Annotated in this window: 20 protein-coding genes; 6 read left to right on the forward strand and 14 right to left on the reverse strand. The window is 61.7% G+C overall.

What is annotated here, in order from left to right; genetic code table 11:
* Window positions 1–93: 93 nt before the first annotated feature.
* From hupB to tig, 5 genes are all read right to left on the reverse strand, one after another.
* On the reverse strand, window positions 94–366 hold the full coding sequence (gene hupB, locus WIR04_RS11380) for a nucleoid-associated protein HU-beta (RefSeq protein WP_005315375.1): 273 nt from the start codon (window positions 364–366) through the stop codon (window positions 94–96).
* A gap of 240 nt (window positions 367–606) precedes the next feature.
* Complete coding sequence (gene lon / locus WIR04_RS11385) at window positions 607–2961, reverse strand: endopeptidase La (RefSeq protein ID WP_043130769.1); 2355 nt, start codon at window positions 2959–2961, stop codon at window positions 607–609.
* Between the two features lie 140 nt (window positions 2962–3101).
* Window positions 3102–4376 (reverse strand): ATP-dependent protease ATP-binding subunit ClpX, encoded by a 1275-nt coding sequence (gene clpX, locus WIR04_RS11390; protein WP_025326819.1) that lies wholly within the window; start codon window positions 4374–4376, stop codon window positions 3102–3104.
* Window positions 4377–4446: 70 nt separating this feature from the next.
* On the reverse strand, window positions 4447–5070 hold the full coding sequence (gene clpP, locus WIR04_RS11395) for an ATP-dependent Clp endopeptidase proteolytic subunit ClpP (protein ID WP_025326818.1): 624 nt from the start codon (window positions 5068–5070) through the stop codon (window positions 4447–4449).
* An 86-nt stretch (window positions 5071–5156) separates the two neighbouring features.
* Window positions 5157–6467 (reverse strand): trigger factor, encoded by a 1311-nt coding sequence (gene tig / locus WIR04_RS11400; RefSeq protein ID WP_025326817.1) that lies wholly within the window; start codon window positions 6465–6467, stop codon window positions 5157–5159.
* Between the two features lie 419 nt (window positions 6468–6886).
* Between tig and WIR04_RS11405 the strand changes: the two genes are divergently transcribed.
* Both WIR04_RS11405 and yfbR read left to right on the forward strand, forming a co-directional pair.
* On the forward strand, window positions 6887–7321 hold the full coding sequence (locus WIR04_RS11405; protein WP_025326815.1) for a YccF domain-containing protein: 435 nt from the start codon (window positions 6887–6889) through the stop codon (window positions 7319–7321).
* A 90-nt stretch (window positions 7322–7411) separates the two neighbouring features.
* Window positions 7412–8002, forward strand: coding sequence for a 5'-deoxynucleotidase (gene yfbR, locus WIR04_RS11410; protein WP_025326814.1), 591 nt, complete (start codon window positions 7412–7414; stop codon window positions 8000–8002).
* Between the two features lie 100 nt (window positions 8003–8102).
* Here yfbR and lolE read toward each other — a convergent pair whose 3' ends face one another.
* The 3 genes from lolE to WIR04_RS11425 all read right to left on the reverse strand — a co-directional run bounded on the left by lolE (window position 8103) and on the right by WIR04_RS11425 (window position 11375).
* Window positions 8103–9344, reverse strand: coding sequence for a lipoprotein-releasing ABC transporter permease subunit LolE (gene lolE / locus WIR04_RS11415; protein ID WP_338886975.1), 1242 nt, complete (start codon window positions 9342–9344; stop codon window positions 8103–8105).
* The gene (gene lolD, locus WIR04_RS11420; RefSeq protein WP_005324094.1) at window positions 9344–10042 is read right to left on the reverse strand and encodes a lipoprotein-releasing ABC transporter ATP-binding protein LolD; all 699 of its coding nucleotides are present in this window, start codon (window positions 10040–10042) and stop codon (window positions 9344–9346) included. Before lolD ends, lolE begins: the two co-directional genes overlap by 1 nt.
* A 97-nt stretch (window positions 10043–10139) precedes the next feature.
* Window positions 10140–11375: a lipoprotein-releasing ABC transporter permease subunit gene (locus WIR04_RS11425; protein ID WP_338886976.1), complete on the reverse strand. Its 1236-nt coding sequence runs from the start codon at window positions 11373–11375 to the stop codon at window positions 10140–10142.
* Between the two features lie 312 nt (window positions 11376–11687).
* Here WIR04_RS11425 and WIR04_RS11430 point away from each other — a divergent pair, with 312 nt between their 5' ends.
* On the forward strand, window positions 11688–12263 hold the full coding sequence (locus WIR04_RS11430; RefSeq protein WP_025326811.1) for a PilZ domain-containing protein: 576 nt from the start codon (window positions 11688–11690) through the stop codon (window positions 12261–12263).
* A gap of 40 nt (window positions 12264–12303) precedes the next feature.
* Window positions 12304–15756 (forward strand): transcription-repair coupling factor, encoded by a 3453-nt coding sequence (gene mfd, locus WIR04_RS11435; protein WP_338892546.1) that lies wholly within the window; start codon window positions 12304–12306, stop codon window positions 15754–15756.
* 79 nt (window positions 15757–15835) lie between these two features.
* On the opposite strand, the gene fbp is transcribed toward mfd, so the two are convergent.
* The gene (gene fbp, locus WIR04_RS11440; RefSeq protein ID WP_338886977.1) at window positions 15836–16870 is read right to left on the reverse strand and encodes a class 1 fructose-bisphosphatase; all 1035 of its coding nucleotides are present in this window, start codon (window positions 16868–16870) and stop codon (window positions 15836–15838) included.
* A gap of 360 nt (window positions 16871–17230) precedes the next feature.
* On the opposite strand from fbp, the gene WIR04_RS11445 reads away from it, so the two are divergent.
* Entirely contained in the window at window positions 17231–18847 is a 1617-nt protein-coding gene (locus tag WIR04_RS11445) for a peptide ABC transporter substrate-binding protein (RefSeq protein ID WP_338886978.1), read from the forward strand.
* Between the two features lie 45 nt (window positions 18848–18892).
* On the opposite strand, the gene WIR04_RS11450 is transcribed toward WIR04_RS11445, so the two are convergent.
* From WIR04_RS11450 to sixA, 3 genes are all read right to left on the reverse strand, one after another.
* Window positions 18893–19813 carry a DMT family transporter gene (locus tag WIR04_RS11450; RefSeq protein WP_338886980.1) on the reverse strand — a complete coding sequence of 307 codons (921 nt, stop codon included), beginning with the start codon at window positions 19811–19813 and terminating at the stop codon, window positions 18893–18895.
* Between the two features lie 198 nt (window positions 19814–20011).
* The gene (locus WIR04_RS11455) at window positions 20012–20218 is read right to left on the reverse strand and encodes a DUF1107 domain-containing protein (protein WP_005324080.1); all 207 of its coding nucleotides are present in this window, start codon (window positions 20216–20218) and stop codon (window positions 20012–20014) included.
* A gap of 133 nt (window positions 20219–20351) precedes the next feature.
* A complete protein-coding gene (gene sixA / locus WIR04_RS11460) occupies window positions 20352–20819 on the reverse strand; it encodes a phosphohistidine phosphatase SixA (RefSeq protein WP_025326806.1) in 468 nt (155 codons plus the stop codon).
* A gap of 162 nt (window positions 20820–20981) precedes the next feature.
* Here sixA and WIR04_RS11465 point away from each other — a divergent pair, with 162 nt between their 5' ends.
* The gene (locus WIR04_RS11465; protein WP_338886983.1) at window positions 20982–23756 is read left to right on the forward strand and encodes an insulinase family protein; all 2775 of its coding nucleotides are present in this window, start codon (window positions 20982–20984) and stop codon (window positions 23754–23756) included.
* 312 nt (window positions 23757–24068) lie between these two features.
* On the opposite strand, the gene WIR04_RS11470 is transcribed toward WIR04_RS11465, so the two are convergent.
* Together WIR04_RS11470 and WIR04_RS11475 are read right to left on the reverse strand one after the other, a co-directional pair.
* Window positions 24069–24716: a thiopurine S-methyltransferase gene (locus WIR04_RS11470; RefSeq protein WP_338886984.1), complete on the reverse strand. Its 648-nt coding sequence runs from the start codon at window positions 24714–24716 to the stop codon at window positions 24069–24071.
* Window positions 24717–24930: 214 nt separating this feature from the next.
* Window positions 24931–26280, reverse strand: a complete 1350-nt coding sequence (locus WIR04_RS11475) for a leucine-rich repeat-containing protein kinase family protein (protein ID WP_338886985.1) — start codon at window positions 26278–26280, stop codon at window positions 24931–24933.
* Window positions 26281–26454 lie beyond the last annotated feature (174 nt).

Here is a 26454-nt window from a genome sequence, read left to right on the forward strand (position 1 = left end):
TGCGATGCGCCTTGGTCAATCAGTATGAGGGAGAGCCCTCTCACTTGTCTGGTCAGCGACCAAGGTCGGAGCCGATGAGAATCAGCGCCCGGCTTAGTTGACCGCGTCTTTCAGGGCCTTGCCGGCTTTGAAGGCAGGAACTTTACCGGCAGCGATTTCGATGGTCGCACCAGTTTGCGGGTTACGGCCAGAACGAGCGGCACGCTCGCGAACGGCGAAAGTACCGAAGCCAACCAGAGCAACCTGGTCACCCTCTTTCAGGGCTTCACCTACGGCGTCAATGAAAGCATCCAGCGCACGGCCAGCGGCAGCTTTGGAGATATCAGCACCGTCTGCAATCTTGTCAATCAGTTGAGATTTATTCACTCTTATATTCCCCTTTTATCGAACATCGCTGCGGCACTGATTTCCCTGGCCACAACAAGTGGAGGTTTTATAACAAGCCTCCTGATCAGTTGCAAGTGACAATCTGGCGCAAACCCGCGCCACATCACGCATTGCGACTCATCATGAGTACCCGATCGGTGGTCAAGGCTACTTCCGTTATCCGGCGCATGCAAGCCTTAACCACCCCCCGAATGCGCCAAATTTGCGGCGCATCAACATTTACACGACAGAAACGCGTTCGAAACCCTGCGGATTGTCCTGCAACGCCAGTGCAAGCACCTCATCAATCCAGCGAACCGGATAAATTTCAAGGTCTTGTTTGACATTGTCCGGGATCTCCTCGAGATCTCGTTCGTTCTCTTTCGGGATGAGCACCCGCTTGATGCCGCCACGGTGAGCCGCCAGCAGTTTCTCCTTGAGCCCCCCGATGGGCAGCACTTCGCCGCGCAGGGTGATCTCCCCCGTCATGGCCACGTCGGCACGCACCGGGTTGCCAGTGAGGCTGGAGACCAGGGCGGTACACATGGCGATACCGGCGCTCGGACCGTCTTTCGGGGTCGCCCCTTCCGGCACGTGCACGTGGATGTCGCGCTTCTCGTAGAAGTCGGCGTTGATGCGCAGCTTCTCGGCACGGGCCCGTACCACCGTCATGGCGGCCTGAATAGACTCCTGCATCACGTCACCGAGTGAACCGGTGTAAGTGAGCTTGCCCTTGCCCGGCACGTTGGTGGTCTCGATGGTGAGCAGATCGCCCCCCACCTCGGTCCACGCCAACCCGCACACCTGGCCTACCTGGTTCTGATCGGTGGCCTTGCCGTAATCGAAACGCTGTACCCCGAGGAACTCCTTGAGGTTCTCCTGATTGACCTGAACATGCTTGATGCTCTTGTCCAGCAGGATGCGTTTGACTGCCTTGCGACAGATCTTGGAGATCTCGCGCTCCAGGCTACGCACCCCCGCCTCGCGGGTGTAGTAGCGGATGACGCCGACCAGAGCAGAATCCTCGATGGTGATCTCGGACTCTTTCAGACCGTTGCGCTGGATCTGCTTGGCCAGCAGATGCTGCTTGGCGATGTTGAGCTTCTCGTCCTCGGTATAACCGGACAGACGGATCACTTCCATCCGGTCCAACAGCGGACCCGGGATGTTCATGGAGTTGGAGGTGGCCACGAACATCACGTCCGACAGGTCATAATCCACTTCCAGATAGTGATCGTTGAAACTGCTGTTCTGTTCGGGATCCAGCACTTCCAGCAAGGCAGAAGCGGGATCGCCGCGCATGTCCGAGCTCATCTTGTCGATTTCGTCGAGCAGGAACAGCGGGTTCTTCACGCCGACCTTCGCCATCTTCTGGATGAGCTTGCCGGGCATGGAGCCGATATAGGTGCGGCGGTGACCGCGGATCTCCGCCTCGTCACGCACGCCACCGAGGGCCATGCGCACGTACTTGCGACCGGTCGCCTTGGCGATGGACTGACCGAGCGAGGTCTTGCCCACACCGGGAGGCCCGACCAGGCAGAGGATGGGGCCCTTGAGCTTGTTCACCCGCGCCTGTACCGCCAGGTACTCGAGGATGCGATCCTTGACCTTGTCCAGGCCATAGTGATCCGAATCCAGCACCTCTTGTGCCTTGGCGAGATCCTTCTTGACCTTGGAGCGGGCCTTCCACGGCACCTGCACCATCCAGTCCACATAGCTGCGCACCACTGTGGCTTCGGCGGACATGGGGGACATCATCTTCAGCTTGGCAAGCTCGGCCAGGGCCTTCTCGCGCGCATCGTCCGGCATCCCCGCCTCGTCAATCTTGCGATTGAGGGCTTCGAATTCGTCCGGGCTGTCTTCCAGCTCACCCAGCTCTTTCTGGATGGCCTTCATCTGCTCGTTGAGATAGTACTCCCGCTGGCTCTTCTCCATCTGCTTCTTGACCCGGGAGCGGATGCGCTTCTCGACCTGCAAGAGGTCGATCTCCGACTCCATCATGGCCATCAGAAACTCGATGCGCTCCGACACAGAGGCGATTTCCAGCACCTTCTGCTTGTCTTCGAGCTTGAGCGGCATGTGGGCAGCCATGGTGTCAGCCAGGCGCGCCGCATCGTCGATCGCCGAGATCGAGGTCAGCACCTCGGGCGGGATCTTCTTGTTGAGCTTGATGTAGCCTTCAAACTGGCCGATGGCGGAGCGCACCAGCACATCCTGATCCTTCTCCTCGATGGGGGCAGACGCTATGTACTGCGCCTCACCGACGAAGAAGTCTTTGTCATCGATCATCCGCTCAAGACGGGCACGCTGGCCCCCTTCCACCAGCACCTTGACGGTACCGTCAGGCAGCTTGAGCATCTGCAAAATGTTGGCCACTGTCCCGACGGAGAAGATCTCCTCCACCGTCGGCTCGTCAGTTGACGCATCCTTCTGGGCCACCAGCAGGACTTTCTTGTCCTGCTCCATGGCCGCTTCCAGACAGCGAATGGATTTTTCCCGCCCCACAAAGAGTGGAATGACCATGTGGGGGTAAACCACCACGTCACGAAGAGGCAGGACGGGAATCTCGATGCGTTCTGAACGCTCTAGGTTCATATATGTCCTCTCGGCTTGTTATACCGTTGGCAAAGCGCTTGGCTGAGTATATGGGGGCGCAAAGATGAGATTCAATCGCCTTGGCCGTAAAAAGCATGAAAGGGGCAAAATGCCCCTTTATGTGATTAAAAATCAGTCAGTTACTCTGACACTGCGGCCTGTGTCTCGGGATTGTCGTAGATCATCAGGGGCGCGGAGTCCCCCTTGATCACCGACTCGTCGATCACCACCTTGCTGACCCCTTCCAGGGAGGGCAGGTCATACATGGTGTCGAGCAACACGGCTTCGACGATGGATCTCAGGCCACGGGCACCGGTCTTGCGCTCCATCGCCTTGCGGGCGATGGCGTTCAGGGCGTCGTCACGGAACTCCAGTTCCACCTCTTCCAGGGCGAACAACGCGGCGTACTGCTTGGTCAGTGCGTTCTTCGGCTCTTTCAGGATCTGGATGAGGGCCGCTTCGTCCAGCTCGGTGAGGGTTGCCACCACCGGCAGACGACCGATGAACTCGGGGATCAGACCGTATTTGATCAGATCTTCCGGCTCCACCTTGGCAAAGTTCTCGCTCAAGGTCGCCTTGGCATTCTTGGATTTGACGTCAGCGCCAAAGCCTATGCCGGTCCCCTTGACGGAACGCTGCTCGATCACCTTGTCCAGGCCTGCGAAGGCGCCACCACATATGAATAGGATCTTGGAGGTATCGACCTGCAGGAACTCCTGCTGCGGATGCTTGCGACCCCCTTGCGGCGGCACTGAGGCGATGGTGCCTTCGATCAGCTTCAGCAGTGCCTGCTGAACCCCTTCCCCGGAGACATCGCGGGTGATGGAAGGGTTGTCCGACTTGCGGGAGATCTTGTCGATCTCGTCGATGTAGACGATGCCGCGCTGGGCCTTCTCCACGTCGTAGTCGCACTTTTGCAGCAACTTCTGGATGATGTTCTCCACATCTTCACCCACATAACCGGCTTCGGTCAGGGTGGTGGCATCGGCCATGGTGAAGGGCACATCCAGCAGACGGGCGAGCGTCTCGGCCAGCAGGGTCTTGCCGCTGCCGGTCGGGCCAATCAGCAGGATATTGGACTTGCCAAGCTCCACACCACCGGACTCGCTGCCGCTGCGCAGACGCTTGTAGTGGTTGTAGACGGCAACTGCCAGCACCTTCTTGGCGTACTCCTGCCCGATCACGTAGTCGTCCAGATGGGCGCGGATTTCATGAGGGGTCGGCAGCTCGCTACCATCGCGCTTGGGAGAGATCTCGCGGATCTCCTCGCGGATGATGTCGTTGCACAGCTCGACACACTCATCACATACGTAGACGGAAGGGCCAGCGATCAGCTTACGCACTTCATGCTGGCTTTTGCCGCAGAAAGAGCAATAAAGCAGCTTGTCGCCCTCACCCTTGCGTTTCTCTGTCATTCAGCGACCTCGTTTTATCAATAGAGGATGGATCGTCCTGTTGAGTTTACAACAGGACGGGATACCCTGCTCAGCCGCGCTGGCTCAGGATGCCGTCAACCAGACCATAGGCCACGGCCTGCTCGGCCGACATGAAGTTATCACGGTCGGTGTCGCGTTCGATGGTGGCCATGTCCTGTCCGGTGTGGAAAGCCAGACGATCGTTCAGGGTATTCTTGATTTTCAGGATCTCCTGGGCATGGATCTGGATGTCAGATGCCTGGCCCTGGAAGCCACCCAACGGTTGGTGGATCATCACGCGAGCACTGGGCAGGCAGAAACGCTTGCCCTTGGCACCGCCGGCCAGCAGGAAGGCGCCCATGGAGCAGGCCTGCCCCATGCAGACGGTGCTGACATCCGGCTTGATGAACTGCATGGTGTCATAAATGGACATACCCGCAGTGACGGCACCACCCGGCGAGTTGATGTAGATGCTGATGTCCTGATCCGGGTTCTCGGACTCCAGAAACAGCAGCTGAGCCACCACCAGATTCGCCATGTGATCTTCAACCTGACCGGTCAGGAAGATCACCCGCTCTTTGAGCAGACGGGAATAGATGTCATAGGAACGCTCCCCTTTCGCCGTCTGCTCGACCACCATAGGGATGAGCGCATTGCGTGGGGATTCAGTCACATCGTTATAGTTCTTGTACATAAGGCATTGTCCCTAAAATAAAATGGCCCGAGTGGAGATCACACGAGCCATTATACTTAACAGTTTTGACCTTAAGTCAAATGTTCTTAGGCAGCGGCACCGGACTTGTTGATCACTTCGTCGAAGGCAACTTCTTTCTCGGTCACTTGCGCCTTGGACAGGATCAGATCGATGGCTTGATCTTCGATGGCCAGATTGCGCACGCCATTCAGCATCTGCTCGTTCTTCTGGTAGTACTCGATCACTTCCTTCGGATCTTCGTAGGCAGTGGCCATGGACTCGATGATGCTGGTCACACGGGCGTCGTCAGCCTTGATCTCGTTGGTGCGGATGACGTCACCCAGCAGCAGACCGACGCGTACACGACGTTCGGCTTGCGCCTGGAACAGCTCGGCCGGCAGCTCGGGAGCGTTGCCGCCCTGGAAGCCACCGAAACGCTGCAGGGCTTGCTGACGCAGGGCGTCGATTTCCTGGGCAACGGCAGCCTTCGGCAGATCGATCTGGTTGGCTTCAACCAGGCCGTTCAGCACTTGCTCTTTCACGCTGTTTTTCAGGGCTTGAGCCAGTTCGCGCTCCATGTTCTTGCGCACTTCGGCTTTCAGCTCTTCAACGCTGCCGCTCTCGATGCCAAAACGCTTGACGAACTCTTCGGTCAGCTCAGGCAACACCTGCTCTTCAACCTTGTTCAGCTTGGAAGCGAACTTGGCCGCTTTGCCCTTCAGGGCTTCGGCGTGGTAGTCAGCCGGGAAAGTCACCTCGATGGTGAACTCGTCGCCCGCTTTCTTGCCCAGGATGGCGTCTTCGAAGCCAGGGATCATGCGGCCGGCGCCCAGTTCCAGAGTGAAACCTTCAGCCTTGCCACCGTCGAACTCTTCACCGTCGATGGAACCGACGAAGTCCAGGGTGACGCGCATGCCATTGGCGGCAGCGGCATCGACGTCAGACCAGGTGGCGTGCTGCTTGCGCAGGGTGTCGATCATGTTGGCCAGGTCGGCATCCTTGACGGAGGCAACCGGCTTCTCAACCTTGATGCTCTCGAGACCGGCAACTTCAAACTCCGGGTACACTTCGAAAGTGGCGGTGAATTCGAAATCCTGGCCTTCCTTGATCTCTTTCGGATCCATGGTCGGCGCACCGGCCGGGCTCAGTTTGCTCTCGATGATGGCCTTGATGAAGTTGTTCTGCATCATTTCATCGGCAACGCGGGCATGGGCCATGGCGCCGAACATCTTCTTGATGATGGCAACCGGAGCCTTGCCAGGACGGAAACCGTCGATGCGACGAGTCTTGGCCAGGCCATTCAATTCTTTACGCACGGCAGCGTCAACGGTAGCAGCCGGTACAGTGATGGTAAGACGGCGTTCCAGACCTTGGGTTGTCTCTACAGAAACTTGCATTCTTTTACCTCGTTCAACTCAGCACTGTGTGCTGACCCTTTATTACTCCTGGGCAAAGCCCGGAGTCTTCCTGTTTATAAAGACAACGACTGTCTTTGTGATGAGAAAATATGACGCGACATTATAGCGGCGCACATTGGTCGCGTCGAGCCGCACATCCCCCATCCGGGGCACAGACAGCACAATTTGCGCAAGACTGCCTCCTATATGGGGAAGCCTTGCGCCGAGTTCAAGCATCAGGTTCGCAATAATTTGCGCTTGCTCACCCTTTTGCACGTCACGCTATGCTTTTTTCATCTCCCGGCGTCGCCGGGAGAGGGGTCTGCGACCCAAATTGTCCGCCTTCTCGCATCAGCCATTGCGTCCCTCGGCGCCGCTCGCTATGGTGACTGCCAATTTATGAGTCTGGAGAGACCCACATGTCCTTTTTCCGCTTCTTGTTCAATCTGCTCTGGTTTGTACTGGGGGGCGTCTTCATGGGGCTGGCCTGGTGGCTGGCCGGGCTGCTCTGCTTCGTCTCCCTGATAGGGATCCCCTGGGGACGCGCCTGTTTCGTCATCGGTACCTTTACCTTCTTCCCATTCGGCAAGCAGGCGGTCAACCGCAAGACAATGACGGGGCAGAGCGACATAGGCACAGGTGCCCTCGGGATGATTGGCAACATCCTCTGGTTCCTGGTGATCGGGATCTGGCTGGCCATAGGCCACATCGCCTCGGCCCTGGCCTGCTTCGTGACCATCATCGGCATCCCGTTCGGCATCCAGCACCTCAAGCTGGCGCTGATTGCCCTGGCCCCCATCGGCCAGATGATAGTCACCAACCACGAGGCCGAATCCGGTCGCTATATCCGCTAAACAAGAATGCACCGCCAGGCTATGCCTGGGACCTCAAAAAAGGGCAGACTAGGGTCTGCCCTTTTTCATTGCCCCAGTTCGAGGTCCTCCATGCTGCCCAGCCATTTTTTTGCCAACCTCGCCCGCATGCGGCTCATCTACCGCTGGCCGCTGATGCGCAACATCCAGCCGGAAAACATCGCCGAGCACAGCCTGCAGGTGGCCATGGTGGCCCACGCCCTCGGCGTCATCAGCAACCGGCTGTTTGATGGCAAGGTGGATGCCAACCACGCCGCCGTCATGGCCCTCTACCACGACAGCAGCGAGGTGCTGACCGGCGATCTGCCGACCCCGGTCAAATACTTCAACCCCGAGATAGCCCGCGAGTATAAGAAGATTGAGCTCGCCGCCGAACAGCGTCTGCTGGGGATGCTGCCCCCCGAGCTGATGGAAGACTTTCGCCCCCTGCTCGACTCCGGTGCCCAGGACGACGCCCTCGCCCGGCTGGTGAAGGATGCCGACACCCTCTGTGCCTACACCAAGTGCCTGGAGGAGATAAATGCAGGCAACCGGGAGTTCGAGCCCGCGCGCAAGCGCCTCGAGCAGATGCTGGAGGCCAGGATGAACCCGGCCATGCGCTACTTTATCGATGTGTTCGTGGCGAGCTTCTCGTTGCCCCTCGATGAGCTCAACGCCCACTAAGCCAGTCCGAACGACCAGAAGAAGGAAGGGCCCGCCGGTCTGCACCGGCGGGCCCTTCTTTTTCAGTATGTTGCCAGGTTTGGCAAACCTGGCCCTCGGATCAGTGACCCAGCTCCCGGGAGGGTACCAGACCGCTCGCCCGCCAGGCGGGATAAAGGGTGGCCAGCAGACTCATCAGGATGGCGGCACTGGTCACAATCACCAGATCCTGCATGTGCAGCTCGGTCGGCAGGAAGTCGATGAAGTAGATGTCCGGGTTCAAGAAGCGATGGCCAATGAGCTTTTCGATACCGCCCAGGATCTGGGTCAGCTTGCTCGAAAGCAGCCCCCCCAGCAGGGCACCGAGCAAGGCGCCAGCCACCCCGTTCACCATCCCCTGGATGACGAAGGTGAGCCGGATCTGGCCCGGGCTCGCCCCCATGGTCTTGAGGATGGCGATCTCGCTGCGCTTCTCGTTCACCGCCATCACCAGGGTGGAGACGATGTTGAAGCAGGCCACCGCCACCACCATCAGCATCACCACGTACATGACGGTGCGCACCATCTGGATGTCCTGATAGAGATACCCCTGGCGGCTCATCCAGCTGCTGATATAGACGTAGTGCGGGAATTTGCGGGCGGCCGCCACAGTGATGGACTGCGCCTTGAGCACGTCGTTCACCTTGAGGCTGAAACCCTCCACCGCGCTGCCCATGCCGGTGATGGACTGGGCATCGGCCAGGTGCATGAAGCCGAGCACGCCGTCGAGCTGGCCGCCGATCTCCAGCAGCCCCACCACGGTCAGGGTCTCCCGCCGGGGATTCTTGATCCCCGTCTCGTCTCCCCCTTGGGGCAGCAGCAGGGTCACGGGGTCACCTATCTTGACCCCCAGCTTGTCGGCTATGGTCTTGCCGAGGATCACCCCGTGCTCGCCCGCCTGCAGTTCACGAAACCCCAGCCCCGTCATGTAGTTGCCCGCATCCGACAGGTTCTCCTCGAGCTCGGGCAGCACGGCACGCACCTGCACCCCCTTGATGGCGGAGCCGTGCTCCAGCAGGCCATCGAGGCGGATGACCGGGGCCGCGGCCTCGATCCCGGGCTGGGCCAGCAGGTAGTCCCGAAGCCTCGGCCAGTCGGGCAGCGGCGCCTCCATGCCGATGAGCTCCCCGTGAGGCACCACCGAGAGCACCCGGTTCTTGAGCTCCCGCTCGAAGCCGTTCATGGCGGAGAGGCCAAGAATGAGGGCCATCACCCCGAGGGCTATGCCAATCAGGGAGGAGGCGGAAATAAAGGCGATAAAGCCGTTGCGACGGCGGGAGCGGCTGTAACGCAGGCCCAGAAAGAGGGGCAGCGGCTTGAACATCAGGCGACCTCCGCCATGATGCCGCTCACCAGGGTCACCCGGCGGTGCAGCTTGGCGGCGAGGCTCAAGTCATGGGTGACCACCACGAAGGCCGTGCCCAGCTCCCGGTTGAGCTCGCAGAGCAGCTCGTACACCGCAGTGGCGCTGGCGTGATCCAGGTTGCCGGTGGGCTCGTCCGCCAGCACCAGGCTCGGCTCGTTGACCAGGGCACGGGCGATGGCCACCCGCTGGCGCTCGCCGCCGGAGAGCTCGGAAGGTCTGTGATTGAGACGATGGGAGAGCCCCACCCGTCCCAGCATGCGGGTTGCCTTCTCGGTGGCGCTCGCCACCGACTCGCCGGCGATCAGCAGCGGCATGGCGGTGTTCTCCAGCGCGGTGAACTCGGCCAGCAGGTGGTGGAACTGGTAGACGAAGCCCAGCTCCTGATTGCGAAAACGGGCCTGGGTCTTGCTGTCCCAGTGGTGGATGTCCTGCCCCTTGAACAGCACGGCGCCGCTCGAAGGGTTGTCCAGCGCCCCCATCAGGTGCAGCAGGGTGGTCTTGCCCGAACCCGAGCTCCCCACCACCGCCAGCATCTCGCCGGGGGCGACGCAGAGATCGATCCCCTTGAGCACCTGGGTCTCCAGATTGCCCTCTTTATAGACATGGTTGAGGGCCTGACAGCGCAGCAGAGGCTCGCAGGACTGGGGTTCATTCATAACAGGGGCTCCACTTATACCGGTGACAACATTGGCACCAGCCACAACGCCGGCACTCGCACCGGAGGTAACAACAGAAGATGATGGATTCACGGCACTATTCATAACGTAATGCCTCGGCTGGTTTGACCCGGGCCGCACGGGCCGCCGGATAGAGGGTGGCACTGAAGCTCAGCAGCACGGCCCCCAGCAAGATGGTCATGACCTGGGCGGGTTCGACGATGACCGGCAGACCGCTGCCCCCCGCCGCCATATAGAGGTTGAGCCCCACCGCATCTAGCAGGGGGTTGAGTCCGAACGACAGGGCCAGCCCCGCCAGACCACCAAACAGGGCGCCGATGACGCCGCTCGATGCCCCCAACACCATGAAAATCTTGACTATCCCCGACTCGCTCATGCCCATGGTACGCAGTATGGCGACCTCACCTTCCTTGTCGGTGACCACCATCACCAGGGCGGAGAGGATATTGAAGGTGGCGACCGCGATGATCAGCACCAGCATCAGCCCCATCATGCGTTTCTCCATGGCCACAGCCTGGAAGAGTTCACCCCGCTCCCGGCGCCAATCCTGCCACTCCAGCCCGTCCGGCAGCGCGGTTTTCACCACCTGGTCGGCGGCGAAGGGATCGTCGAGCCAGAGGCGGATGCCGCCCACCGTCTCCTCGGGCAGGCGCAGCAGGCGCTGGGCGTCCCCAAGGGCAATCAGCGCCACCTGGCTGTCCACGTCGGCACCGACCCCGAAGATACCGGAGACGGTGAAGAGCCGCTGGGCAGGTACCCGGCCAAAAGGCGTGAAACGGGTCCCTTCGGTCAGGATGAGACGCACCTCGTCGCCAATGGAGACCTTGAGGCGGTTGGCCACCCCCTGCCCCAGTACTATGTGGTATTGGCCGCGCTGCAGGCTGTCCAGCCGTCCCCCCAGCATCTGGGCATGGAGGATGTCATCCTTGGGCCAGTGGGCCGGATCTATCCCCTGCACGCTCACCCCGGTGAGCTGGCCCGGGCTTTGCAACATGCCTTCGCTGTCGAGCATGGGGGCAGTGGCCACCACGTGGGGCAGCTTGTCGAGATCGGGCAGGCCTGGCGGATGGGCATCGATGCGCCCCGCCGTATTGGTCACCACCACGTGGGGGATCACCCCGAGAATGCGCCCCTTGAGCTGCCCCTCGAACCCGTTCATCACCGAAATGACCACCATCAGGGCCGCGACCCCGATGGCGATGCCAAAGGTGGAAAACAGGGAAATAAAGGAGACGAAGCGGTTACTGCGTCGCGAGCCTGCATAACGCAGGCCTATGGCCAGCGAGAGTGGCTGAAAAAGTCCAGTCTTCAAGGATATCTACGTTGCCAACAAAATAAGATGCCGGATAATAGGGTCTGTTGACGCCTCAACGCAAGCCGCGTTGCCGCAGCAGATGACGCCGGGGCAGGCGCAATGGCCCACTCCCCCGAGCCTAAGTGACAGCCCATGGCCCCATGTTTCGCCCAATGCGCAGGCCCCCGCCGCCATGTTGCGCGTCCCGTCGTGACGGGAGCGCCCAAGGGACGGCCGGACATGGCGTCTCGCGCCAGACCGGGGACACCGCCGCGGGGCAAGGTCAACAGCGCCGTTAAAAATCGTCTATGACAACAAGGGATAGCCTCCATGCAGGAACAGTTCTTCAGCGTCACCCATGCCACGCCGGTCAATGTGATCCCCATGCCGGCCGACTTTCACCTGCCGACGCTGGAGGCCCTTGATGCCGAGCTGCCCGAGCCCTTTCGCATCGCCTCCGCCATCACCTCCATCGATCTGGTGAGCAGCCGCCTGCTGCGCAACCAGAACGAGTCCATGCACGATCTGGTGGAGATCATCAATCAGCAGTCCCGCAAGATCGACATGATCATGGGCTTCGTGCTGGCGGCGCAGGATCACCCCGAACATCGCTTCCACACCCTGCGCTTTGGTGCCGGCCAGCTCACCTACCTGCACCCGCACCAGGGCCACGGCGAGCCGCCTCAGCTCCACCAGCTGGTACGACTCAAGATCTTCCTGCGGGAGGAGGCCTCCGCCGTCTACTGCTATGGCGAGGTCAAGCAGCGGGAGCCCGGCGAGCACGGCACCCATGTGGTGCTCGACTATGTGCGGATCCGCGAGGATGACAGGGAGCTGCTAGTGCGTGCCAGCCTGCATGTGCAGTCGAAACAGCTCAAGCTGCGTGCCCAAGAGCGTCAACGCTAATCACAGCCAACGTCAACGTTAAAAGAATCGAACGATGCCAATGAAACTCCCCGCCTTGCCCGCCAAAGCGGGCCAGAAATTGACCCTGGGCAAGCTGGTCGGCAGCAGCCTGGCGCTGGTCGCCGCCCGCCTCACCCGGGAGGCCAACCGCCCCGTCCTGCTGGTGACCGCCGATACCCCGAGCGCCCTGCGCCTCGAACAGGAGCTCAGCTTCCTGCTGGCCGATCAGGGTTGCCCCGTGCTGATGTTCCCGGACTGGGAAACCCTGCCCTACGACACCTTCTCCCCCCATCAGGACATCATCTCCCAGCGGCTCGAGACCCTCTATACCCTGCCGCAGATGAGCAGCGGCGTGCTGATAGTGCCCATCTCCACCCTGATGCTGCGCACGGCGCCCCAGGCCTATCTCGACAAATACAGCCTGATGGTGACCAGCGGCCAGCGCCTCAACCTGCAACAGTTGCGGGGACGGCTGGCCGAGGCGGGCTATGTGGCGGTGGAACAGGTGCTGGAACACGGCGAGTTCGCCGCCCGTGGCTCCCTGCTGGATCTCTTCCCCATGGGCAGCAGCCGCCCTTATCGCATCGACTTCTTCGATGACGAGGTGGACTCCATCCGCCCCTTCGATCCCGAGAGCCAGCGATCCAGCGAGCCGGTCAAGAGCGTCAGCCTGCTGCCCGCCCGGGAATTTCCCACCGACGAGGCCGCCATCGAGCTGTTTCGCGGTCAGTTCCGCGAGCAGTTCGAGCTGTCGCGGGCGGAGGGATCCGTCTATCAGGAGGTGAGCAAGGGGCGCTGGCCCGCCGGCATCGAATACTATCTGCCGCTCTTCTTCAGCCAGACCGCCAGCCTGTTTGACTACCTGCCGGACAACACCCTGCTGCTCACCGTGGGGGAGATCTACCCGGCGGCCCAGCGCTTCTGGAACGACATAGGCCAGCGCTATGAAGACAGGCGCTGGGACAATACCCGCCCCCTGCTGCCTCCCCAGCAAATTTACCTGCCGGTGGAGCAGCTCTTCGCCGCCCTCGGCCAGTACGGCGCCGTGCGGCTGCAAGAGGCGGCCACCGACGGCGGCGCGGGCCAGCATGATCTCCCCATAGCCCCCCTGCCCGACTTACAGCTCGATCACAGCAAGGAGCAACCCCTGCTGGCCCTCAGCCAGTTCCTGCAAGGCTTTGCTGGCCGCACCCTGTTCGCGGTGGAGTCCGAGGGGCGGCGCGAGGGGCTCGGGGATCTGCTGGCGCGGATCAAGCTGCAACCCAAGGAGTTCGCCTCCCTCGAGAAGTTCGTCGGGAGCAAGGCGCGTCATGGCCTGCTGGTCAGCCCGCTGGAGCGGGGCTTCCTGCTCGAACCCGCCGGGGCAGAGGCCCTGGCCCTCATCACGGAGACCGAGCTGCTCGGCGGCAAGATCAGAAGCAAGCGGCAACGGGAGAAGAGCAAGAACCTGAGCTCGGATGCGGTGATCCGCAACCTCGGCGAGCTGACCCAGGGCCAGCCCGTGGTGCATCTGGATCACGGGGTCGGCCGCTATCTCGGGCTCGAGACCCTGGATGCCGGCGGCCTGCCCACCGAGTTCCTCACCCTGGAATACGCCGGTGGCGACAAGCTGTTCGTACCGGTCACCAACCTCCACCTCATCAGCCGCTATACGGGTTCGGATAACCCCCCCAGCCACAAACTCGGCGGCGAGGCCTGGGTCAAGGCGCGGCGCAAGGCGGCGGAGAAGGTGCGCGACGTGGCCGCCGAGCTGCTCGATGTCTATGCCATACGCGCGGCGCGGGCCGGCTTTGCCTTCAAGCACGACAAGGAGAGTTACCGCCAGTTTGCCGCCAGCTTCCCGTTCGAGGAGACGGACGATCAGCTCAATGCCATCAATGCGGTGCTGGGGGACATGTGCCAGGCCAAGAGCATGGACCGGCTGGTGTGCGGCGACGTGGGCTTTGGCAAGACAGAAGTGGCGATGCGCGCCGCCTTCGTGGCGGTGCACGGCGGCAAGCAGGTGGCCGTGCTGGTGCCCACCACCCTGCTGGCCCAGCAGCACTACGACAACTTCCGCGATCGCTTCGCCAACTGGCCGGTGCGGGTGGAGGTGCTGAGCCGCTTCCGCTCCGCCAAGGAGCAGACGGCCGTGCTCAAGGAGCTGGCCGATGGCAAGGTGGACATCATCATAGGCACCCACAAGCTGCTCGGCTCCGACCTCACCTTCAAGGATCTGGGGCTGCTCATCGTCGACGAGGAGCACAGGTTCGGGGTGCGCCAGAAGGAGAAGATCAAGGCGCTGCGGGCCGACGTGGACATCCTCACCCTCACCGCCACCCCGATCCCGCGCACCCTCAACATGGCGATGTCCGGCATGCGGGATCTCTCCATCATCGCCACCCCGCCCGCCAAGCGCCTCGCCATCAAGACCTTCGTGCGCCAGCACGAGCCGGCGGTGGTGCGTGAAGCTGTACTGCGGGAGCTCAAACGGGGCGGTCAGGTCTACTACCTGCACAACGACGTGGAGAGCATCGAGAAGTGCGCCAGCGATCTCGCCGAGCTGGTGCCGGAGGCGCGCATCGGCATCGCCCACGGCCAGATGCGCGAGCGCGACCTTGAGCGCATCATGTCGGACTTCTACCACCAGCGCTTCAACCTGCTGGTCTGCACCACCATCATAGAGACCGGCATCGACGTGCCGAGCGCCAACACCATCATCATGGACAGGGCCGATCACCTGGGGTTGGCCCAGCTGCACCAGCTGCGGGGCCGGGTCGGCCGCTCCCACCACCAGGCCTATGCCTACCTGCTCACCCCCCATCCCAAGCTGATGACCAAGGATGCCGCCAAGCGGCTCGAAGCCATCGCCTCCCTTGAGGATCTCGGGGCCGGCTTTGCGCTCGCCACCCACGATCTGGAGATCCGGGGCGCGGGCGAGCTGCTCGGTGACGATCAGAGCGGCCAGATCGAATCTGTCGGCTTCACCCTCTACATGGAGATGCTGGAGCAGGCGGTGGAGGCCCTCAAACATGGCAAGGAGCCGTCGCTCGAGCAGCTGATGAGCCAGCACACCGAGGTGGAGCTGCGCCTGCCCGCCCTCTTGCCGGACGACTACATCCCGGACGTCAACATGCGCCTCTCCATGTACAAGCGCATCGCCAGCGCCGCCGACGAGCAGGAGCTGCGCGAGCTGAAGGTGGAGCTTATCGATCGCTTCGGCCTGCTGCCGGAGCCGACCAAGACCCTCATGGAGATCGCGGCCTTCCGCCAGCGGGCCACGGCCCTTGGCATTCGCCGGGTGGAGATGAGCGATCGCGGCGGCTATCTGGACTTCACCCAGGAGACCAGGGTCAACCCGACCTATCTGGTAAAACTGCTCTCCGAGCAGCCACGTATCTATAAAATGGATGGACCTACCCGCTTGCGCTTCCAGGTACCGAACCAGGACAGGGCCATGCGCCTGAAACTGGTGGATGCCCTGCTGACGGATCTCGCCAGCCACAGCCTCTAGCGGCAGCGAGTGCCAAACAAAAAGGGAGCCAAATTGGCTCCCTTTTTTATCTGCCCATCGCAGGCACGACTTCCGGGCATCACCCCTGATTGGCCGGATCCTCGTGGGCGGAGAACTCGCGCATAAAGGCCTCGGCCCGCTCCACCATCCTGGTGGAGCCGACGAAGTAGGGGGTACGCTGGTGCAGCTCCGTGGGCTGGATGTCCATGATGCGGCCAAAGCCGTCGGACGCCTTGCCACCGGCCTGCTCCACCAGGAAGGCCATGGGGTTGCACTCATAGAGCAGGCGCAGCTTGCCGTTCGGGGAGTTGGTGCCGGACGGATAGATGTAGATGCCGCCCTTGAGCAGGTTACGGTGAAAATCCGACACCAGGGAGCCTATGTAGCGGGAGGTGTAGGGCCTGTGGGTCGCCTCGTCCCGCTCCTGGCAATATTTCAGGTACTTCTTCACCCCGTCCGGGAACTTGATGTAGTTGCCCTCGTTGATGGAGTAGATCTTGCCCTCCTCCGGGATGCGGATGTTCTCGTGGGAGAGGCAGAAGCAGCCGATGGAAGGGTCGTAGGTGAAACCGTTGACCCCGAAGCCCGTGGTGTAGACCAGCATGGTGGAGGAACCATAGACCACGTAACCGGCGGCCACCTGGCGGTTGCCCGGTTGCAGGAAGTCCTCCAGGGTCACCCCGGCGCCCGGCTTGCTGACCCGGCGATAGATGGAGAAGATGGTCCCGACCGAGACGTTGACGTCTATGTTGGAGGAGCCGTCCAGGGGGTCTATCAGCACCACGTACTTGGAGTGGCGGGAGAGCTCGGAATCGAAGGAGACGAAGTCCTCCTCCTCCTCGGACGCCATGCCGCACACCTCGCCACGGGCCTCCAGCGCCGCCTTGAAGCGCTCGTTGGCGTAGACGTCCAGCTTCTGCTGCACCTCCCCCTGCACGTTTTCGGCCCCCATGGAGCCGATGATGTCCGCCAGCCCCGCCTTGTTGATCTCCCGGTTCACCACCTTGGCAGCCAGACGAATGGAGCTGAGCAAGGAGGTCAGCTCGCCGGTCGCGGTAGGGTAGTCCGCCTGCTTTTTGACGATGAACTCGCCCATGGTGATCATGTTTCGCATTCTTGTTCCTTTAAGATCGTTTCCGTTGGCCGTTGAAAACGTTTGCAAGTGTCGGCAAAAAAAGTGCCGATCCTCGGCAGCGTTGTTTTGTAACCTAATGTAACGCCTGTTTTTTGTTTTTGCAGCGAATTAAGCCGCCGTATAAATCGCCAGAAAACCCCGTCAGCAGGGGGCTTAGCGCTGAAAAACGGGCTTCAATCGGCGTCTTTCTTCATGTTAATTCGTGACAAGAATGTCATTTCCCCCCTCCCTCCCCATCCGGTTCTCTCCCCCGGCGTCCGCCACGCCCCCTCTTGAGATCTCCTCCTCAATCCAGCACACTGGCTCGGCTTTGGAAGCAAAAAAACATAAGGATATTCAATGAAAAGGACTCTCATTGCCGGCGCGGTTGCCGCCCTGATCTCCCTCCCCGCCCTGGCGGCCCAGGTGCCCGAAGGCACCAAGTTGCTGCCCAGTGCCCAGCAAACCTTCGTGCGCAACATAGGCACAGAACCCGCCTCCATCGATCCCCAGATGGTGGAAGAGAGCGCGGGCAGCGACATCGTCAACGATCTGTTCGAGGGGCTTTACACCCTGGATGGCGACGGCAAGCTGCAGGCGGCGGGCGCCCTTGGTTACGAACTCGATGACACCGGCACCGTCTACACCTTCAGGCTCAGACCCGATGCCAAGTGGTCCAACGGCGAGCCGGTGACGGCGGCGGATTACGTCTATGGCTGGCAGCGGGCGGCGGATCCCAAAAACGCCTCCAACTACGCCTGGTTCATCGAGCTGACCGGCGTCGCCAACGCCAGCGAGGTGGTGCAGGGCAAGAAGAGCCCGGAAACGCTGGGCATCAAGGCGCTCGATGATCACACCCTGCAGATCACTCTCAAGGCCCCGGTCCCCTTCTTCCTCAAGACCCTCTCCCACTACACCACCTTCCCGGCCCCCAGGGCGACCATCGAGAAGTTTGGTCATGAGTGGGTCAAGCCGGGCAACATCGTCTCCAACGGCGCCTTCGCCCTCAAGGAGTGGACCCCGAACGAGCGCCTCATCGCCGAGCGCAATCCCCACTACTGGGACAATGAGCACACTGTGCTGAACAAGGTGATCTATCTGGAGATCGTCTCCGATACCGCCGCCTACAACCGCTATCGCGCGAACGAGCTGCACTACACCACCTATCCCCTGGAGCAGTATCAGCAGATCAAGCGCCAGAGCCCTGACGATCTGGTGAGCGCCCCCATGCTCGCCACCTACTACTACGTGTTCAACACCCAGCGCAAACCCTTCGACGACGTCAGGGTGCGCAAGGCGCTCTCCCTTGCCATCGACAGAGACACCATCACGGAGAAGATCCTGGGACAGGGACAGCTCTCGGCATTCAGCCTGACCCCGCCGAGCGTCGATGGCTTCGAGCTCAAGCGCCCGGCCAGCGAGCTGATGAGCAAGGAGGCGCGGATCACCCAGGCCAAGGCGCTGCTCGCCGAGGCGGGCTACGGGCCGCAAAATCCGCTGGATGTGGACATCCTCTACAACACCAACGAGGGGCACAAGAAGATAGCGCTGGCCATCTCCTCCATGTGGAAACACAACCTGGGGGTCAAGGCCGAGCTCAACAACATGGAGTGGAAGACCATGGTTTCGGCCCTGAACGAAGGGGATTTCGGGGTCAGTCGCTATTCCTGGAACGGGGATTACAACGATGCCTCCACCTTCCTCGACATCATGACCTCCAGCAGCAGCGCCAACAGCGGCAAGTGGTTCAACAAGAAGTACGACGCCCTGCTGGCCAAGGCCCATGACGCCAAGGATCCGGCCGAGCGCAACCGGCTCTATCAGCAGGCCGAGGCACTGATCGACGAGGAGGCCCCCATAGCCCCCGTCTACTTCTATGTGAAGTCACGGCTGCTCAAGCCCTTCGTCAAGGGCTACCCCTACCATAACCCGCAAGATCTGGTCTATGCCAAGGACCTCTATCTGACGGCGCAATAAGCCCCCCCGGATAGCAAAAGACCGCCTCCAAGGCGGTCTTTTCGTTCAATCTTCCTGGCAACCGGCCATCGCGAGCCGGGCCCGCCGCCGCACCATCACAGGCTTGACCAGCAGCTGTGCCAGCAGCACCCCCAGCAGTGTCATGCCGCCGCCGATCAGGTGATAGCTGGTGAGCGTCTCTCCCAGCCAGCTGATGGCCAGGGCCGCCGTCATCACAGGCAACAGGTTCATGAAGATGGCGGTGCGGCTGGCCCCGAGCAGGGCTATCCCCTGCATCCAGAGCCAGGGGGAAAGGGCCGAGGTCGGGATCCCCGCATAGAGGATGAGCCAGAGCGCGCTGCCATCAGGCCACTTGCCATCCACCAACAGGTAGAAGGGGGTGAGGAACAGCAGGCTGCAGAGCACCTGGCCGTAGAGCATGGACCAGTTGTCGAGCCCCAGATCCCAGCGCTTGAGCAGCACGCTGTAGAGCGCATAGGTGGCCGCCGACAGCAGCATGTAGACGGATCCGATGTGGATGCCCTGGGTGAAGAGCCGGGTCGGATCCCCCTGCCCCAGCAGGATGGCGAGCCCCAGGATGGAGATGACACCGCCGACGAGGGCCCCCCAGGTGGGGCGCTCGCGCAGCAGCCAGATGCTGAGCAGCACCGTCATCAGCGGGGTCAGCCCCATCATCAGCCCGATCTCGGTAGCCCCCAGGGTCTGGGCCGCGTAGTAGCCGAAGGTCTGGTTCAGCACCATGCCGAGCAGGGCCAGCATGGCCAGCCGGGAGAAACCGGCCCGCAGCTTGTCACGCATGCGCCAGGCCCGCCGTGCGAGGAAGGGGGTCAGCACCAGGGCCGCCACCATCCAGCGCGACCAGGCCAGGGCGGCCGGCGAGAGCACCCCCACCGCCAGCTTGCTGACGATGCCGTTGCCGGCCCAGATGGCCATGCAGGAGAAGGGGAACAGGAAAGCAAGGGGCATCGCTATGTCCAGAGAAAGGGGGCGGATATTTCGCGGCAGTATAGAGAGGCAAACAGGATAAGCAAGCACGCTGATGCGGGGCGCGGCAACCTTATCCGAAAATCGATTTGAAGAGGCCTGAGAGGTGTCACAGAGGCCCAGATGCAATCATGCCCGCACTGGGCGGGCATGAGGGGGAGATGACACCATAGATGCGATTCAAGCGGCATCCATGTGCAGCCTCGATATCAGCTCGTTGACTTCGAGCACCGTCTGGCGGTGGGGAATATCGGCTTGCAGTGGCATCATCAGCAGGCCCGACTGGAAATCGAAGCGCCCCCTGCCGTGGATGTAGATCCGTCCCTTGAAGAAGGTTTTTACATGCTTTGCCACCATCAGTGGCAGGTACTTCTTGAACACTCTCATCGTTTGCAACCTCTTGCAGTTGTATCCGTATGACAGCAGCTTATGCGAGATAATTCCGTTAAATTTGTATAAAAAACCGGAAAAATCGATTCTCTCTTCCCCAAAAAACCAATCTGTAACTTTTTATTAACTTTTACCGTATTGTATGCGGTCCTTCCAGCCAGAGCAAGGCCCCCTTGCCATCTTGCCACTCGATGCAAGCCAACCCCGAGGTGGCAAACATGGGGGCACCCGCCGCCGGGCAGAGGCTCTGCACCAGATACCCGACCAGGGGCAGGTGGCTGACCATCAGGATGTTGTCGTGGGTCGCCGCCAGCGCGGTGAGATAACTCGCCACGAAGGCCGGATCCCCGTAGGGGGTGATCTCGCCGCTCTCCTCGACCTTGAGGGCCTCGGGCAGCTCGGCAGAGATCGCCTGCCAGGTCTGTCTGGCACGCAGGTAGTTGCTGTGGATCACCAGGCTCAGGGAGCCGGCCAGCTGAGGGGCCAACCAGCTCGCCATGTGGATGGACTCTTCGATGCCTTGCTCGGTCAGTGGACGCTGTTCATCAGTCTTTGCGTTCATGCCAGCCTGGCCATGACGCATGATGTAGATTTTCATTACAACCTCGCCCAGGGGGCATGTTTAAATAGCGGAGGGATCTTACCCCGCCATCTCGGGGGAAACAATTGCGCTACCTCTCAGAAAAGGGTTTGCCTCGTGAGATAGCGGGGTCGATAATCATGTTTAAATTCAAATAAATTCACCGCGAGTCACGCCCCAATGAGCCCATATGCCAGTCCCAACGACCATCGGCGGTATCACTATCTGGAGCTGGCAAACCGGCTCAGGGTCTTGCTGATCTGCGATCCCGAGACCGATAAATCGGCCGCCTCCCTGGCCGTCAACACCGGCCACTTTGATGACCCTGTCGATCGCCAGGGCATGGCCCATTTCCTTGAGCATATGCTGTTCCTCGGTACTCGTACTTATCCCAAACCCGGCGAGTACCAGCAGTTCATGAGCCGCCACGGGGGCAGCAACAACGCCTGGACCGGCACCGAGTTCACCAACTTCTTCTTCGATATCGACAACGGCTTCTTCGAAGCGGGGCTGGATCGCTTTTCCCAGTTCTTCATCTGCCCCACCTTCGCCCCCGAGTGGGTCGACAAGGAGCGCAACGCGGTCGACTCCGAATATCGCCTCAAGTTGCAGGACGATGTGCGCCGCAGCTATCAGGTGCACAAGGAGACGGTCAACCCGGCCCACCCCTTCTCCAAGTTCTCGGTCGGCAACCTGGATACCCTGGCGGACTTGCCCGGCCGGGATCTGCGCTCCGACCTTATTGCGTTCTACGAAACCCACTACAGTGCGGATCGCATGGCACTCGTGATGCTCTCTCCGGCATCCATTGAAACCCAGCTGGCCTGGTGTGAGCGCTTCTTCAGCACAATTCCGGATCGCCGCCTGGGCCCCCCCGCCCTCACGGCGCCCCTCTACCGGCTCGATGATCTCGGCATCCGCATCCAGATAGCCCCGGTCAAGGAGACCCGCAAACTGGCGCTGACCTTCCCGCTGCCGAGCGTGGATGCCCTCTACGACAAGAAGCCCCTCACCTTCCTGAGCCACCTCATCGGCTACGAAGGGGAAGGCAGCCTGCTCTCCCTGCTCAAGGCGAGAGGCTGGGTCAACCAGCTCGCCGCCGGAGGCGGCATCAGCGGCGCCAACTTCAAGGACTTCGGCATCAGCTTCGGCCTCACGCCCCTCGGGCTTGCCCATGTGGACGACATCATCGCCGCCCTGTTCGGCTACCTGAAACTCATCGAACGCCATGGCCTGCAGGCCTGGCGTTATGACGAGAAGCGCAGCGTGCTCGAATCCGCTTTCCGGTTCCAGGAGCGGGGCCGGGCGCTGGACACCGTCTCGGGGCTGGTGCTCAACCTGTTCAGCTATGCCCCGGACGATCTGCTCCACGGCGACTACATGATGCGCGAGTACGATGAGTCCCTGATCCGGCGCTTCCTCGCCAAGCTCACCCCCCACAACCTGCGCGTCACCATACAGGCGCCGGAAGTGAGCACGGATCGCCTGGCCCGCTGGTATCAGACCCCCTACAGCGTCCAGGCCATCACCGAGGCCGAGAAGATCCGCTGGCAGCAGAGCGAGCCGGATCCCACCTTGCATCTGCCCTCCCCCAACCCCTTTATCAGCAACCGCCTCGACGCCAGAACGCCGTCCCTCAGTGCCGACATGCCGGCCTGCCTGGTCGACCGCCCCGGCTTTCGCCTCTGGCACCTGCACGAGCACCTGTTTGGGGTGCCCAAGGGGAGCCTCTATATCTCCATCGACAGCGAGCATGCGGTCAGAAGCCCGCGCCACATCGCCATGGCCAGGCTGGCGGTGGAGCTGCTCACGGATCACCTCAATGCCCTCACCTACCCGGCCGAACTCGCCGGGCTCGGCTACCAGATCTATGCCCATCAGGGGGGCTTTACCATCAACCTGAGCGGCTTTGCCGACAAGCTGCCGCTGCTGCTCGACATGATCCTCGGCAACCGTACCCTGGGCTACCCGGATCCGGCGCGCTTCAGCGAAATCAAGGAGCAGCTCATCCGCAACTGGGAGAACCAGTCCAAGACCAGGCCCATCTCCCAGCTGTTCAACCAGCTCACCAGTTTGCTGCAACCGAACAACCCGCCGTTCGAGCAGCTGCTGCGCCACCTGCGCACCATAGCACTCGACGAAATGCCGGACTTCGTCGCCCGACTCTTTGCCGAGGTGCACATAGAGACCCTGGTGCACGGCGACTGGACCGCCGCCGAGGCGCTTGAGCTGGCCGCCCTGCTGGAGCGTCACCTCGGCGTCAGCAGCCAGCCCAGCGCGGAGACCCGCCGCCCCCTCATCTCCATCCAGGACAGGGGGACCCTCATTCGCGAGCAGGGGTGCGATCACGAAGACTCGGCGCTGCTGGTCTATTACCAGTCCCGCACCACCCGGGCGCGGGATCTCGCCTGCTTCACCCTGGCCAACCACATCATGTCCTCCACCTTCTTCCACGAGCTGCGCACCCGCCAGCAACTGGGCTACGTGGTGGGGGCCGGCAACCTGCCCCTCAACCGCCACCCCGGCCTCATCTTCTATATACAGTCGCCGGTGGCGGGGCCGCAGATCCTGCTGGACGCGGTGGAGGAGTTCATCGATCTCTTCCCGCTGGCCATGCTGGAGTTCACCGAGCAGCAGTGGCAGGACAGCAAGGCGGGCCTGCAGGCCCAGCTCAGCGAGCGGGATGCCAACCTGCGCAGCCGCGGTCAGCGGCTCTGGGTCAGCATAGGCAACAAGGATCTGGGCTTCGATCAGCGGGAGCGGGTGCGCGAGGAGGTGGGCAGGCTCAGCCGCGCCGATCTGGTGCGCTTTATCACCCAGTTGCGCTCACGAACCTCGGATCGACTGATCCTCTGCAGCTATGGCCTGGGCCACGAGCACGACGAGCGGATCACCGGCCAGTTCATCGATGACCCACGTGCGTTCCGGCTCAATGCCGCCACCTTCGAGGCCTGATCAGGCCTCGATACCCCCCCATTCCCCCATCCCACGACTGATTGCAGGCAATAAAAAGCCGACCCCTGGGGGTCGGCTGGAAAAACCATAATCAATTGCGACCAGAGCCGCCAAAAGTGAACATGAGCGTGAAAATCAGACACTGGGTCGATGAACGGCCGAATGGTTCAAACCAGAGCGTATCGGTCGACACCTGCAGTGATTGAGAAACAGCCTCATCTTAGGCATTCCCCCGATTTGTCACGTTGATCTATGTCAAAGGAGGTAAAGAAGCGCGTTTCTCCTCTTCATTGACGGGATCACATTGTCACCTCAGCCCCGACGGATCAGGCGATAGGCCACCTCATCGAAATAGGAGAGCTGCCCCGAGAGCACCCTGGGGTGATCCAGCTCGGCGGCGCGCCCCAGCACCTCCACGCTAAAGTCGCGTTCGAACAGGGTGCGTACCTCCATCTCCCCCACCGAGAACGGCGGCTGCACCTGCTGCTCCGGCTGATACTCGAGGGTCACCAGCAGCACCTGACCACCCGCCTCGATGAGTCGGCTCATCAGGGTCGCATACTGGCGGCGCATGGCCGTCGGCAGGGCGATGAGAGCGGCCCTGTCATAGGCGAGCCGGTAGCGGCGCCCAAGCTCGGGGGCGGCGAAAAAATCCCCCTGATAGATACGCAGATCCTCGTGCCGGTGACACTGATAGGGGCCCACCTCGCTCAGCACCTCGGTCAGGCCGTTCTCGCTGAAAAACTGGCTGATGGCCAGGGCCGAGAGTTCGAAACCATCCACCGGATGCCCCTGACCGCTCAGCCAGAGCAGGTCGCGGGACTTGCCGCACAGGGGCACCAGTACGGGCTCACCCTGCTGCTGGGCCGACCACCAGGATTGCAGCCAGCGGTTGAAATCTGCCTGATGAAAGCCAATCCGGTTCTCTTTCCACTTCTGATGCCAAAACGCCGCTTCCATCATCATCCTCTCGTCATCTGCAATGATGCATCAATATCACAACTTCATCGGGACGGTGCAACCCTTGTTGTCCCCTGCCCCGCCTTTTTGCAAAACAGAGGGTTGCAACAGCAACAGGCGCCGCGAGGAGTCGTTTCCGAGATATTCGCCTCCTGACCAGGGACTGGCGCCCTGCACCGGTAGCGGCAGCCCGGTGACCCCCGGGCGACCTCACTCAGGCACAGACGGGCTCCGCCACCATGGTGGCGGCTACGGCGTCTATCCGGGTAGCAATCTCTGCAAACGAGGGGCGCTGCAACACCGCCTCCAGGAGACACTCTTCGGCCAGTGAGTGGAGCGCCCCAAGCGCCTCGTCACTGGGGTGGCAGCGCGCCAGCAGCTCCTCCAGCAGGCAGCCAAAGGCCCTGACCTCCAGACGCTCGAGCCGGGTAGCCAGCTCGCGGTCGGCGCAGTCATAACAGGAGGCGGCGCCGAAATCCCCGAGCAGCACCCGGCCCTGTTCCTGAGCAGAGTGCAGCAGGTTGTGGGCGTAGAGATCCCCGTGCAGTATCCCCCTCTCATGCAGATGGCGGGCGGCGGCGGCCACCCCCTGCACCATGGCCATCAGGGCGTTCGGGGTGAGGGTCAGATCCGCCGGATAGACATCCCGAGTGCAGGAGTCCAGGCTCGGCGGCCCCGCCAGATTGACAAACCGGGGATCTATCAGCGTCATCACCAGGGCCGGCATGCCGGAGGGGTGATCGCTGACTCGGCCCGCCACCCCGATGAGATTGGGGTGCTTGCCTGCGGCGAGCGACACCGCCATCTCGCAGCGAGGCAGTCCATCACTGGTCACGGCCCCCTTGAAGCACTTGACTGCCACCGCCCGCGGCCCCGCCGGTGTTGCCAGCTCGGCGCGATGGATGACGCCGGAGGCCCCCTGCCCCAGTTGCTCCCACAGCGTCAACCCCTGCCAGGGGATCTCGGCCGCGGCTGCCGTCTCGCCGAGTCGGCGATCCTGCTTGTCGCTAAAGGAGTTACCTGCATAGGCCAGCCAGGCGAGGCGCGGCAAAGCGAGCAGCCACTCGGGAAGCGCCTCCAGCCTGTTGGCAGCGATGCGCAGCAGCTCGAGCCGCTGGCAGCTGGCAAGGCTTGCCGGCAACTCGCGCAGCCGGTTGCCAGAGAGCATCAGCTTTTGCAGGGCGGTGCACTGACCCAGCTCATCGGGTAACTGCTCGATGGCGTTGTCGGTCAGGATCAGCCAGCGCAGCCCCGCCGGCAGCGACGCGGCGGGAACCGTGGCGATCCGGTTGGCCTTGAAGCCCACCATGGTGAGTGCCGGGCAGCGCCCCAACACCTCTGGCAGTTCGGTGAAGTTGTTCTCGGAACAGAAGAGGATGCGAAGCTTCTTGAACTCGGCCAGCACGTCAGGAAGCCGACTCAACTGGTTGCCGGTGAGATCCAGCACCTCCAGCGTCTCTTTGAGGCTCAGGATTTCGGAGGGGAACGCCCTCAGGTTTTCGGCAAGTTTGAGGTGGCGGGCGCCGCAGAGTTCGCCTGCGCGCAGCTGTTCCAGGGTATGCATGGGATCGTCTCTATCGGGGTGGCCGGCTCGCGGCCAACGACACCGCCGGGCACTCGCACGGCGGCCACAAAGAAGGGGCATTATAGAAAATTGGCGCTGGAGTTCGCCTGTTTTATTTTCTTGCATCTAGCGGTATCACCAGCATTACTTATGCCGGCAAACAGGCAACTGACC

Source organism: Aeromonas rivipollensis, assembly GCF_037811135.1.
Taxonomy (GTDB): domain Bacteria; phylum Pseudomonadota; class Gammaproteobacteria; order Enterobacterales; family Aeromonadaceae; genus Aeromonas; species Aeromonas rivipollensis.

Coding starts and splice junctions, on each gene's coding strand:
- fbp (WP_338886977.1), bottom strand. CDS start 16,870: ATGCGAAACATGATCACCATGGGCGAGTTCATCGTCAAAAAGCAGGCG.
- tig (WP_025326817.1), bottom strand. CDS start 6,467: ATGCAAGTTTCTGTAGAGACAACCCAAGGTCTGGAACGCCGTCTTACC.
- lolE (WP_338886975.1), bottom strand. CDS start 9,344: ATGTTCAAGCCGCTGCCCCTCTTTCTGGGCCTGCGTTACAGCCGCTCC.
- clpX (WP_025326819.1), bottom strand. CDS start 4,376: ATGACAGAGAAACGCAAGGGTGAGGGCGACAAGCTGCTTTATTGCTCT.
- WIR04_RS11450 (WP_338886980.1), bottom strand. CDS start 19,813: ATGCCCCTTGCTTTCCTGTTCCCCTTCTCCTGCATGGCCATCTGGGCC.
- WIR04_RS11465 (WP_338886983.1), top strand. CDS start 20,982: ATGAGCCCATATGCCAGTCCCAACGACCATCGGCGGTATCACTATCTG.
- WIR04_RS11430 (WP_025326811.1), top strand. CDS start 11,688: ATGCAGGAACAGTTCTTCAGCGTCACCCATGCCACGCCGGTCAATGTG.
- WIR04_RS11445 (WP_338886978.1), top strand. CDS start 17,231: ATGAAAAGGACTCTCATTGCCGGCGCGGTTGCCGCCCTGATCTCCCTC.
- clpP (WP_025326818.1), bottom strand. CDS start 5,070: ATGTACAAGAACTATAACGATGTGACTGAATCCCCACGCAATGCGCTC.
- lon (WP_043130769.1), bottom strand. CDS start 2,961: ATGAACCTAGAGCGTTCAGAACGCATCGAGATTCCCGTCCTGCCTCTT.
- WIR04_RS11475 (WP_338886985.1), bottom strand. CDS start 26,280: ATGCATACCCTGGAACAGCTGCGCGCAGGCGAACTCTGCGGCGCCCGC.
- lolD (WP_005324094.1), bottom strand. CDS start 10,042: ATGAATGAACCCCAGTCCTGCGAGCCTCTGCTGCGCTGTCAGGCCCTC.
- sixA (WP_025326806.1), bottom strand. CDS start 20,819: ATGAAAATCTACATCATGCGTCATGGCCAGGCTGGCATGAACGCAAAG.
- WIR04_RS11470 (WP_338886984.1), bottom strand. CDS start 24,716: ATGGAAGCGGCGTTTTGGCATCAGAAGTGGAAAGAGAACCGGATTGGC.
- mfd (WP_338892546.1), top strand. CDS start 12,304: ATGAAACTCCCCGCCTTGCCCGCCAAAGCGGGCCAGAAATTGACCCTG.
- yfbR (WP_025326814.1), top strand. CDS start 7,412: ATGCTGCCCAGCCATTTTTTTGCCAACCTCGCCCGCATGCGGCTCATC.
- WIR04_RS11455 (WP_005324080.1), bottom strand. CDS start 20,218: ATGAGAGTGTTCAAGAAGTACCTGCCACTGATGGTGGCAAAGCATGTA.
- WIR04_RS11405 (WP_025326815.1), top strand. CDS start 6,887: ATGTCCTTTTTCCGCTTCTTGTTCAATCTGCTCTGGTTTGTACTGGGG.